Genomic DNA, 10,557 nt, shown 5'->3' with positions numbered 1-10,557 from the left:
GGGTCCCGGCGGTGTTCCTGGCGGGCAGGACGGCGACGGTGACGACAGCTGAGGTCGCCCAGGACCACTACCGCGACCGGCAAGCCATCGCCGCGGCCGTCGCCGCGGAGGCCGCGGAGGCGTGGCGGGAGCTGAACCCGGGCGACCTGGACGCGTGGGACCTGCCAGCTGCGCAGCTCGCCGTCGTCCTGACCGGGGCGCAACAGCAGGCCGCGAGCGCCGCCGACGACTACGTCGACACAGCACTCTCAGAACAGGGAGCGGAACCGTCCCCGGCCGGGCGGGTCGACCCGCGCCGGTTCGCCGGTGTCGCCTCCGACGGCCGGCCGCTCGAGGGGCTACTGCGGTCACCGGTGGTGGCGACGAAGCTGGCCCTTGCCAGAGGCACCACGGTGCCGCGGGCACTGGCCACCGGGCAGGCCACATTGGACATGATGGTGCGCACCCAGGTCGCCGACGCTGGCCGCGCCGCGGACGGCGTGGCCGTGGCCGCCCGACCGAGCACCGGCTACGTGCGCATGCTGCAGGGCAAGTCGTGCTCGCGGTGCGCCATCCTCGCCGGCCGGTACTACCGGTGGTCGGCCGGATTCTGGCGGCACCCGCGGTGCGACTGCATCCACGTCCCCGCCCGCGGGGAACAGGCGGCCCGTTCAGAGGGACTCGTCAGTGACCCGAAGGAGTTCTTCAACTCGCTGTCACCGGCCGAGCAGGCCCAGCTGTTCACCAAAGCCGGCGCCCAGGCGATCCGAGACGGGGCCGACATGAACCAGGTCGTCAACGCCCGCCGCGGCGCGGCCGGGCTGAGCAAGCCCGGCGGAAGGTTGACGCGTGAGGAGCAGCGCATGCTGCGCGGTGGCCGCGACCGGGGCGAGCTGGCACGCACCGACGTGTTCGGCCAGCAGGTGTTCACCACGACCGAGGGCACCACGACGCGCGGCCTGGCCGGGCAGCGCATGCGCGAGCAGGGCGCCCGCACCACGCGCGAGTCCGGCGAAACCGTGACCCGCCGGGCCCGCGGCGGCGACGTGCAGCGCACCGTCAACCGACGCCGCGTACAGGCGCCGCGGCTGATGCCCGAGTCGATCTACGAACTCGCCGACAGCCGCGACGACGCGATCCGCCTGTTGAAGCGGTTCGGCTACATCATCTGACCTCCCGTGCGCGCGAGGCGCACGGGCTTTCACCTCTGCGATGGAGGACCCATGCACGAGCACCTTCCCGTCCACCCCCGCACCGGTCTCCGTGCCGTAGGCGTCGTCGTCGGCCGCCCGGTGTGGCCGGTCCTCGGCGGCAGCGAGCAGGCGGGAGACCCGCCTGCACCACCCGCGGCACCTGTGGACGGTGAGGCAGCGGCCCCGAGCAGCGCCGAGGCAGAGCCGAAGAGTTCCGACGCGGGCGACCCGCCGAAGGACTCCGACGACGAGGCGCTCGGCGACGCGGGGAAGAAGGCGCTGCGGGCCGAGCGTGAGGCACGGAAAGCGGCCGAACAGCAGATCGCCGACCGCGACGCGAAGTTGCGGGAGTACGAGGACGCCAAGCTCACCGAGCAGCAGCGCCTTGAGAAGGAACGAGACGATGCGCGGGAGGCTGCGAGTTCGACGGCGCGCGAGGCGGCGTTGTACAAGGCGGCCATCGACCACGGCCTCAACGCGGAGGACCTCGAGCTACTCGAGGGCGTGCCGGCCGAGCAGATCGAAGACCGCGCGAAGCGGCTTGCAGAAAGGCTCAACGCGCGCCCGGCCCCCACGCCGAAGCCGGACCCGTCGCAGGGCGGGCGCAGCGGCGCCGGTCTGAACCTGGACACCCAGATCCAGGAGGCGCAGCGCAGCGGCGACTTCCGCGAGGTCATCGCGCTGCAGAACCAGAAACTCGCCGAACAGTAACCCACGGGCACCGAGTGCCCAGATCGCAAGGAGTACGCCGATATGGCTTCCGTGACCGGATTGGGCACCACCTACGACCTGCCCAACTACACCGGCATCCTGCACCAGCTCACCCCCAGTGACACGCCGTTCTTCTCCGCGATCGGCGGGCTGACCGGCGGCGGCCAGACCACCTCGACCGAGTTCGAGTGGCAGACGTTCGACCTGCGCAGCGCGGGCCAGAACACCAAGGTCGAGGGCGCCGAGCCGGAAGACTCCGAGCGGACGCGCGCCAACGTCACGAACGTGGTGCAGATCCACCAGGAATCGGTGGGCGTGTCCTACTCGAAGCTGGCCGCGCCCGGCCAGAAGGCGGGCACGAACAACGAGGCGCAGAACCCGATCCGCAACGAGCTCGACTGGCAGGTCGAGCAGATGCTCAAGCAGATGGTGCGGGACGTCGAGTACAGCTCCCTGCGGGGCACCTACCAGAAGCCGGCCGACAACACCACGGCGCGGCAGACCCGCGGCCTGCTGCCCGCGATCACGACGAACGTCATCAACGTCGACTCCGATGGGGCCGGCGCTTCGGGCCCGCTGACCGACACCCTGCTGCTCGACCTCATGCAGTCGGTGTACGACAACGGCGGGCTCATGGAAGCCGAGACGGCGACGATCATCGTCAACTCGTTCCAGAAGCGGCAGCTGACGAAGATCTTCGTCGCCGACAAGGGCTACCAGGAGCAGAGCCGCAACGTCGGCGGTGTCAACGTCCAGACCATTGAGACCGACTTCGGCCGGGTCAACGTGATGCTGGACCGCCACATGCCGGCCGACCAGGTCGCGGTGGCCTCGCTCGACCAGTGCCGCCCCGTGTTCCTCGAGGTTCCGGGCAAGGGCCACTTCTTCGCCGAGCCGCTCGCCAAGACCGGCGCGAAGGACCGCACGCAGCTCTACGGCGAGGTCGGTCTCGAGTACGGCGCCGAGTCGGCCCACGGCAAGATCACCAACCTGTCCACGACGCCGCAGGCGTAGCCATGTGGCTCGAGGCTGGGATCGGAAGTTATACCGGCGAGCTCATCAACGTGTCGACGTTGTCTCGGTTGCGGGTCGTGGACTACCAGGGCTCCTGGCGCGTAGAAGGCTTTCTGCCGGGCGAAACGGACGCACTGTGGCTCGCGAACGGGTACGACTCGTTCGCGGCGGCGCGCGATGCGATGCATGCAATCGCGGCAGGACTCACCCCGGAGGATCCATGACATACATCGTGAAAGCGGGCTACGTCACCGCACAGACCAAGGTGGGCAAGGGCAGGGCCTACATCGACATCCCCCGCGGGGCACGTCTTCCCGACGACGTGTCCGCGGAGGAGATCGACTGGCTGCTGCGCTCCGGCCAGATCGCCGCCGACGACGGCCCGGCCGACGAGACCGCGGAGCCCGCCGGAGCGCCGGACGATGCCGACGATGGCGCGGACGAGGTGAGCCTCGAGGACACCGACAAGGACGGCCTCGTCGCGCTGGCCGAGTCCGAGGGCGTGGACATCGACAAGCGGTGGACCGCGGCACGCATCGCCGAGGCCATCCGCGACCACCGGAACAACAAGTAACGGAGGTGCGGAGGTTCGATGGCTGATCAACTCGCAACGGCCGAGGACCTCCGCACCCTCCTCGGCGAGGACGCAACCGGCCTCACCACAGCCGAGGCCGAGCTGCTGCTGCAGCTGGCCACCGGTGCCGTGCAGGCCGCGGCTGGGCAGTCCATCCTGCAGGCCACCGAGACCGTGGCGGTGATGGGCACGGTCGAGTCGTGGCTGTCACTGCCGAACCGCCCGGTGACCGACGTGTCGTCGGTGACCCTCGACGGCGCCGAGGTGTCGGACCACAAGCGGTTCGGCGACCGGCTGTGGCGCGCCCGCGGCTGGGCCGCCAGCGCCTATGAGCCCTCGACCGTCGAGGTGACCTACACCCACGGGTACCTGACCACCGACGCGGGCGCGCAGCTGGCACGGTCGGCGACGCTGATGGTGGCAGCGCAGATGTTCTCGAACCCGTCGAGCGCGGGCGGGTTCTCCATCGACGACTACCAGGAACAGGGCACGCCCAACTCCGACATGGCCGGCATGGTGCCGCAGCGTCTGCAGCAGGCGCTGCGACGCCAGTACGGGCCAGGCGCGCGCATGGTGAAGATCGGATGAGCCGGGCGCTACGGCTGGCCCGTCGCGGCCAGCGGAAGGCCGAGTCGCTCATGGCCGACCAGTGCACCATCCGGCCGAACACGGGCGAAACCACCGACCCGGACACCGGCAAACTCGTGCCCACCTACGGGCCGTCGGTCTACGAGGGCCGCTGCAAGATCCAGAACCAGCGGCTGCGGTATCCCAGCGAGCCAGTGGCGGGCGAGCACCAGTGGACGGTCGCGCCGACCGAGGTGCACATCCCCGTCCGCGGCACGGCCGATGTGGCGACCGGCCAGGTCGTGACCATCACCAGCTCGCACGACGACGACAACGTCGACCGCGAGTTCCGCATCCGGGTGGGCGACCGCAAGACCTACGGCACAGCTATCCGGCTCATCGTCGAAGAGATCACGGGGTGAGCGCCATGAACAACGACGTGCGCCGACTCGCCGCCGATCTGGATAAGAAGGCGGCCAGGGCCCTCCCCGCGGTGGCCGCGGTGGTGGCCAAGGGCGCGAACAACATCAAGAAGCAGATGCGGGACGAGGCCACCTCGCAAGGGTCGTACCAGCACTTCCACCGGACCATCGGCTACGACCTGCGCAAGGGCGGGCTCGAGGCCGAGATCGGTCCGGACAAGGACAAGATGCAGGGCCCGCTCGGAAACCTGTTGTATTTCGGCACGTCCCGCAGCGGCCCCGTGCTCGACATCGACTCGGCGCCGGATGCGGAGGAGCCGAACTTTCACCGGTTCCTCGAGCAGGTCACCGAGGAGTTGTAGGTGACTCACTACGACGAGGTCGCAGCCCTGCTGGACGCGACCGGATTCACCGTGCACAAAGGACACGTGCCGGACAGCCCCGAGTTGCCGTACGCGGTGCTGTGGTGGCCCGGAGTAGGCCGCCGTTCCCGCAACACACTGGCCGGATCCTCGGGCCGCTTGGACGTGTCGTTCCGCATCACCTCCATCGGACTCACCGACGTCGCGGTGCGGATCGTCGCCGAGGCGATGCAGAACGCCGTCCTCGACGCGTATCTCACCGTCGACGGGTGGGTCACTCACCAGATTCTGCACCGCGGCACAGACGTGCCGATCCAGGAAGACCGCGCCGTGACCGACACGGCGTCGGGCCGGCATCCGCTCTACACCGTCGACGCGTATCGGCTGGCTGCAGAGCGCGAACAGTAGGAGGACACCGCCATGCAGTGGGTAGAGCTCGAACACGACAAGACGAAGCGGCGCCACAAGTTCCCGAAGACCACGGGCGCGGTGGCGAGCGCGAAGCGGCGCGGCTGGTCCGAGCCGAAGAACACCGCCGACAAGGCCGCGGGCAAGGAAACCCCGGCGCCGACCACCGCCGCCAAGTAACCCCGCAACACCTGCGTCTCCTGGGAGGGTGACCGACATTGTCCGACATCATCACTGACGGCAAGACCAAGGTCTGGGAAGTCCCGGCCATCGCCGACGTCACCGCGCCGACGGTGACCGAGCTCGACGCCGGTCAACAGCTCGAGAACCGCATGACGCCGGACGGGCTGGCCGGGTTCGAGCCGGAAACGGCCGACGTGGACAACACCGCGCTCAGCTCCACGTTCGACACCAGGCTGCCCGGGCGCGCGTCGTGGTCGAACACGCAGCTGATCCTGAAGAAGCAGTCCGGCACCGACGAGGTGTACGACACGTTGGTGCGCGACTACGACACCCACATCGTCGTCCGCCGCGGCACGAACGCCAGCGACGCGTGGGCCGCCGACGACGAGGTCGAGGTGTACCCGGTTCGGTGCGGCCAGGTTAGCAACAACCCGCCCGAGGCTAACTCGGTGCAGCGCTACACCGTCCCGGTGAAGGTCACCGGCGACCCGGAGATCCGCGCCGTCGTCACCACGGCTGCCTGATCTGCCTATCTCCCCGCCGCCGGCTCCCCCGGCGGCCGGCGGCGGGGCCCTACCAACCACGTCGGGGAGAAGTCGGGAGTGTCGGGAATGGACATCGAAGAAGTGCGGCAGCGGATGCGGCAGGCCCAGCGGGCCGAAACGTCGGTGCCGATCTGTCTGCGCGGCGACCTCGTCGCCGAGTGGGAGGATCTGAACCGGCAGCTGCAGGAGCGGCAGAAGCAGCCGCGGGACTCGCTCGACGACGACGGCGGCATGCACCTGGCTGAACGGATGCAGGCCCTGTCCGACGAGATGCGCGACGCGACGGTGACGCTGCGGTTCCGCGCCATGCCGCGCCGAGACTGGTTCGCCAAGCTCGCCAAGCACCCACCGCGCGACGGCAACCAGTTCGACAAGGCCCTCGGTCTGAACCAGGACGCGTTCTTCGAGGACGTGATCCCCCGGTGCCTCGTGGAGCCAGAGCTCGACGCCGCCGAGCTCGCCGAGTTGCTCGACGTGCTGTCCGGCGCGCAGTACCAGGCCATCACGAACGCGGTATGGGGCATCAACGGCAGCGAGGTGAGCGTCCCTTTCTCGCCGATCGCCTCGCGCATGACAGCGTCCTCCGACGCGACGTCGAGGCAGCAACCCGAGCAGGCGTCTCCATCCGCCGGTGGAACGGGTGGGAACCGGAAGAAGTCACGCTCCACGAGTACGACGAAGAAGGCCGGCTGACCCGGTCGGTGACGACCTGCGAGTCGGAGTGGGACGAGGACTCGCGGGCCCACGTACTGGCCCTGCTGGCCGTGGAGGAGCAGACCTGCCGCTGCGGCGGCTACCTCCCGGAAACGTCCGACCCGGCCAACGAGGGCCGCTACACCGCGTCACCGCCGGTGCGGTGCTACCGGTGCGAAGTTCTCCATGCCCACATGCAGAGCTACGACAAGCCGGATCCCGCGTGGGTGGCGTGGCCAGTGGAAAAGCGTTAGCGGGCTCGCCACAGGTAGAAGCCGAGGCCTCCAGCGGTAAGGGCGCCGACGACCACGAGCCCGACAACTGTCGGCATCGCGACCAGCGCGGCGACGCCGAACGCGGCGATCAGGAGCGCTGGGATGAGACCCACCAGGTAGGAGCTGAGGCCCTTCGCTTGTTCGGTCCATCGGTTCAGCGTGCTCATCTGCCCTCCCAGGTCTGCTCTCGGATTGTCCGCCATGTCCGTAATTCTCGCCAGGGGGTGACACACAGTGGCTGACCGGTCGATTTCCGTCACTCTCAAGGCGAACATTGCCGGGTATATGGCGGCGCTGAAGACTGCAGGCCGTCAAACGAGGGACCTGAACGACCGGCTGGTCCAGAACCGGCAGGCCACAGAGGCTGTGGGCCGCGGGCTCGTCGGGTTCGGCACGGCCGTGGTGGGCGGCATGGCGCTGGCCACGAAGGCGGCGATCGACTGGGAGTCCGCGTGGGCTGGCGTCACCAAGACAGTCGACGGGTCCGAGTCGCAGATGGCTGCGCTCGAGGCCCGGCTGCGGGACATGGCTACCGAGCTGCCCGCTACGCACGAGGAGATCGCCTCCGTCGCGGAGGCGGCCGGGCAACTGGGCGTGCAGCGCGAGTCGGTCGCCGGGTTCACCCGCACCATGATCGACCTGGGCAACACCACGAACCTAACGGCTGAGGAAGCAGCCTCGGCCATGGCCCAGTTCGGCAACGTCATGGGCACGTCCCAGGACGACGTGGACCGGCTCGGCTCGGCGCTTGTCGCCCTGGGTAACAACTCGGCCACCACCGAGGCCGACATCCTCGAGATGTCGCAGCGTCTTGCCGGGGCGGGCAATCTCATCGGTGCGACTGAGTCAGACATCCTCGCCATGTCGGCCGCGCTGGCCTCGGTCGGCATCCGCGCGGAGGCCGGCGGCGGATCCATGTCGCGGGTAATGCAGCAGATCCACACTGCCGTGTCGGAGGGCGGCGAGGCTGTCCAGGGGTTCGCCGACGTGGCCGGCATGTCGGCCGACGAGTTCAGCAACCGCTGGTCAGACGACCCTGTCGAGGCGATCAACTCGTTCGTCCTCGGCCTCAACAATGTGGAGGCATCCGGCGGCAACGTCGTGGGCGTGCTGTCCGACCTCGGCATCCGCAGCACCGAGGACGTGCGCACCATCCTGGGCCTCAAGGGCGCCACCGACTTGTTGTCCGACTCGCTCGGCATCGCGGCCGAAGGGTGGGAAGAGAACACAGCCCTGTCGGAAGAGGCACAGCAGCGTTACGACACCGCAGCGTCGCAGATCCAGGTCGCATGGAACACGATCAAGGACGCTGCCATCGATGTTGGCGCGGCCATCATGCCGGTCGTGTCCAGCGTCGCAGGAACAGTCGGCGATCTGGCGCGTGCGTTCTCCTCGCTGCCCGACCCAGTGAAGGGAGCGCTCGGCGTTCTCGGCAGCGTGGCGGGCGTGGCATCACTGGCCGCAGGTGGGTTGATGCTGATGCTTCCTCGCATTCGTGACACCCGCGACGCCATCCGCGACCTTGGACTCACGGGCGACAGGGCCCAGGGGCGAGTACGCAGGCTCGGCCGCTCGATGCGCACAGCATCCGTGGCCGCCGCGGGGCTTGGTGCCGCAGCGGTCGGCATTGACGCCATCTTCGGAAGCCGGACGCTCGAACACAACCTGGAAGCACTCACGGTTGGCCTGGAGCGCTGGGCCACGCAGAGCAAACTTAGCGGCGAAGCGGCGCGTTTCCTGGGTGACAATGCCGAGGATCTGTCGTCCGATTTCGAACAGATCGGCTCGTGGGCGAACTTTGCTGCACGCCCGGCTCAGGCCCTCGGCGAGACTCTGTTCGGGTGGGCAGGTGTCACCAGCTCGATCGGTGACGCCGAGAAGCGTGTGCAGAGCCTCGGCCAGGCGCTCGCGCAGCTCGTCGAAGAAGGGGACGCAGACGTCGCGGCTGCCGCGTTCGAGCGCATCGCGAAGGTCGCCGGAGATGCCGGTGTTTCCACCGAGCGCGTGCGCGAACTGATGCCAGAGTATGCCGCGGCACTCGAAGTGGCGGGCGACGAGGCGAGTAACTCGGCTGGCAAGCAGGGCGAGTTCGCCGAGGGCGTGGGCGATGCCAAGTCGGAGACCGAGCAGGCCACCGACGCGCTGCAGGAGTACGCCGATCAGCAGCGGGCAATGGTCGACCCCGTCTTCGCGCTGCAGAACGCGCTACGGCGGCAGGAGGAGGCCCAGCAGGACCTGGACGAGTCGATCCGGACGCACGGTCCGAACTCGGAGCAGGCGCGCACGGCTCAGTGGGCCCTGGCCGAGGCGATCTCCGGTGTCGAGCAGGCCGCGCTGGACGGTGACATCTCGTTCGATGCCTTCAAGACGAAGCTGCAGCAGTGGGTCGAGCAGGGCAAGATCAACCAGGCGACGGCCGACACGCTCAAGGAGCGGGTGAAGACCCTCCGCGAGGAGGCCGAGGACTACCGCGGTCCGTATGACGCCACGTTCAATGCCAACACCGGGCAGGCGCGCGAGAAGATCCGCAGTCTGAACGAGCTGCTCGACATGTGGGACGGCAAGGAATCGACGGCGTACGCCAAGTTGATCCCACAGATGCTCGCGCCGGACTACCAGGGCAGCAACACCGGCCTGTACAACTTCAACTTCCCCGGCGGCGCGACCGGCGGCACGATCACGCGCTCAGGCATCAAGCGGTACGCCGGCGGCGGGACGATCGTCGGGCCGGGCACGGGCACCTCGGACAGCATCCCCGCGTTCGCCGAGGGTGGGCCGCTACTCGTGAGCAACGGCGAGTTCATCTCTACGGACGCGTCGCGGCGTCGCAACGAGGCTGCGTTGATCGCCGGGAACCGTGGGGCAACCCTGGTGCCCGTCGGCGGGGACGGGGCGAGCGCAGTCGGCGAGCGTGACGCGGCGCTGCAGGACATGCGCCAGACGTTGCAGACCGTCGCCGACAGCGAGGACGCGTGGAACACCGCGCTCAACGAGAACTCCGACGCGTTGGAACGTTCCGAGACCTTGGCGGGCAGCCTGGTCGACGTCGTCACCCGCACCGGCAACGTCGCGGGAGACAGCGACGCGGCCTACGGCCGGTTCTCGACACGGCTGACCCAGTGGGACGGCCAGGCGCGGCGCACTCAGGCGCGGGCCGACGCACTCGCCGGGCGGGTCGTGAATCTCCGGGGCGAGGCCGAGGACTACCAGGGCGGATACGACGCCACCCTGACGGCGAACACCCACCCGGCGCAGCGGGCCATCCGCGAGGGCGTCGGGGTGATGAACGACTACCTCGACCGGCTCAACAACACCACCGTCAAGATCGGCGCCCAGTTCGATTTCGGACAGTCGGGCGGCGGTGTCGGCTCGGTGAACGTCTCCTACGGCCTGGCCGACGGCGGCCCCGTCGTGGGCCCTGGCGGCCCGACGGACGACCAGGTGCCGCTATGGGGATCGAACGGCGAGTACATGATCCGGGCGGCGGCCGTGTCGAAGTACGGCCGCGGGTTCCTCGACATGGTCAACGCCGGCAAGTACCGCGACGGCGGCCTGATCGAGCCGCGGCGCCGCACGACCTACCGGCCGTCCGATACGTTCGGCTCGGCGCTTGAGGGCGGCGACATGCTCG

15 protein-coding genes are annotated in these 10,557 nt (G+C 69.0%); 14 read left to right on the top strand and 1 reads right to left on the bottom strand.

Annotation, left to right across the window (positions count from 1 at the left end):
- The 13 genes from FB384_RS26415 to FB384_RS26355 form a co-directional block, all read left to right on the top strand.
- Nucleotides 1-1,151 (top strand): VG15 protein (locus FB384_RS26415; protein ID WP_221213712.1); only part of this gene is annotated, 1,151 nt, incomplete at its 5' end.
- A 51-nt stretch (nucleotides 1,152-1,202) separates the two neighbouring features.
- The gene (locus FB384_RS26410) at nucleotides 1,203-1,883 is read left to right on the top strand and encodes a hypothetical protein (RefSeq protein ID WP_183787571.1); all 681 of its coding nucleotides are present in this window, start codon (nucleotides 1,203-1,205) and stop codon (nucleotides 1,881-1,883) included.
- Nucleotides 1,884-1,925: 42 nt separating this feature from the next.
- Complete coding sequence (locus FB384_RS26405; protein ID WP_183787570.1) at nucleotides 1,926-2,897, top strand: SU10 major capsid protein; 972 nt, start codon at nucleotides 1,926-1,928, stop codon at nucleotides 2,895-2,897.
- 2 nt (nucleotides 2,898-2,899) lie between these two features.
- Nucleotides 2,900-3,121 (top strand): hypothetical protein, encoded by a 222-nt coding sequence (locus tag FB384_RS26400; protein ID WP_183787569.1) that lies wholly within the window; start codon nucleotides 2,900-2,902, stop codon nucleotides 3,119-3,121.
- On the top strand, nucleotides 3,118-3,471 hold the full coding sequence (locus FB384_RS26395; protein ID WP_183787568.1) for a hypothetical protein: 354 nt from the start codon (nucleotides 3,118-3,120) through the stop codon (nucleotides 3,469-3,471). Before FB384_RS26400 ends, FB384_RS26395 begins: the two co-directional genes overlap by 4 nt.
- An 18-nt stretch (nucleotides 3,472-3,489) precedes the next feature.
- The gene (locus tag FB384_RS26390) at nucleotides 3,490-4,059 is read left to right on the top strand and encodes a hypothetical protein (protein WP_183787567.1); all 570 of its coding nucleotides are present in this window, start codon (nucleotides 3,490-3,492) and stop codon (nucleotides 4,057-4,059) included.
- On the top strand, nucleotides 4,056-4,460 hold the full coding sequence (locus tag FB384_RS26385; RefSeq protein ID WP_183787566.1) for a DUF6093 family protein: 405 nt from the start codon (nucleotides 4,056-4,058) through the stop codon (nucleotides 4,458-4,460). Before FB384_RS26390 ends, FB384_RS26385 begins: the two co-directional genes overlap by 4 nt.
- A gap of 5 nt (nucleotides 4,461-4,465) precedes the next feature.
- Nucleotides 4,466-4,822, top strand: a complete 357-nt coding sequence (locus FB384_RS26380; RefSeq protein WP_183787565.1) for a hypothetical protein — start codon at nucleotides 4,466-4,468, stop codon at nucleotides 4,820-4,822.
- Nucleotides 4,823-5,230: a hypothetical protein gene (locus FB384_RS26375; RefSeq protein WP_183787564.1), complete on the top strand. Its 408-nt coding sequence runs from the start codon at nucleotides 4,823-4,825 to the stop codon at nucleotides 5,228-5,230. It abuts the gene before it with no gap.
- A gap of 12 nt (nucleotides 5,231-5,242) precedes the next feature.
- Entirely contained in the window at nucleotides 5,243-5,410 is a 168-nt protein-coding gene (locus FB384_RS26370; RefSeq protein WP_183787563.1) for a hypothetical protein, read from the top strand.
- A 38-nt stretch (nucleotides 5,411-5,448) separates the two neighbouring features.
- Nucleotides 5,449-5,937: a phage tail tube protein gene (locus FB384_RS26365; protein WP_183787562.1), complete on the top strand. Its 489-nt coding sequence runs from the start codon at nucleotides 5,449-5,451 to the stop codon at nucleotides 5,935-5,937.
- Nucleotides 5,938-6,024: 87 nt separating this feature from the next.
- Nucleotides 6,025-6,651: a hypothetical protein gene (locus tag FB384_RS26360; RefSeq protein WP_183787561.1), complete on the top strand. Its 627-nt coding sequence runs from the start codon at nucleotides 6,025-6,027 to the stop codon at nucleotides 6,649-6,651.
- Nucleotides 6,652-6,659: 8 nt separating this feature from the next.
- Entirely contained in the window at nucleotides 6,660-6,905 is a 246-nt protein-coding gene (locus tag FB384_RS26355; protein WP_183787560.1) for a hypothetical protein, read from the top strand.
- Here FB384_RS26355 and FB384_RS26350 read toward each other — a convergent pair.
- Complete coding sequence (locus FB384_RS26350; RefSeq protein ID WP_221213711.1) at nucleotides 6,902-7,093, bottom strand: hypothetical protein; 192 nt, start codon at nucleotides 7,091-7,093, stop codon at nucleotides 6,902-6,904. The genes FB384_RS26355 and FB384_RS26350 overlap by 4 nt on opposite strands.
- 118 nt (nucleotides 7,094-7,211) lie before the next feature.
- On the opposite strand from FB384_RS26350, the gene FB384_RS26345 reads away from it, so the two are divergent.
- On the top strand, nucleotides 7,212-10,557 hold a 3,346-nt coding region (locus FB384_RS26345), incomplete at its 3' end, for a phage tail tape measure protein (RefSeq protein WP_183787558.1).

Origin of the sequence: Prauserella sediminis, assembly GCF_014195435.1 — a bacterium.
Classification (GTDB): Bacteria; Actinomycetota; Actinomycetes; order Mycobacteriales; family Pseudonocardiaceae; genus Prauserella; species Prauserella salsuginis.
The sequence above is the reverse complement of the archived record's forward strand: the minus strand, read 5'-3'. Positions and strand labels throughout refer to the sequence as shown.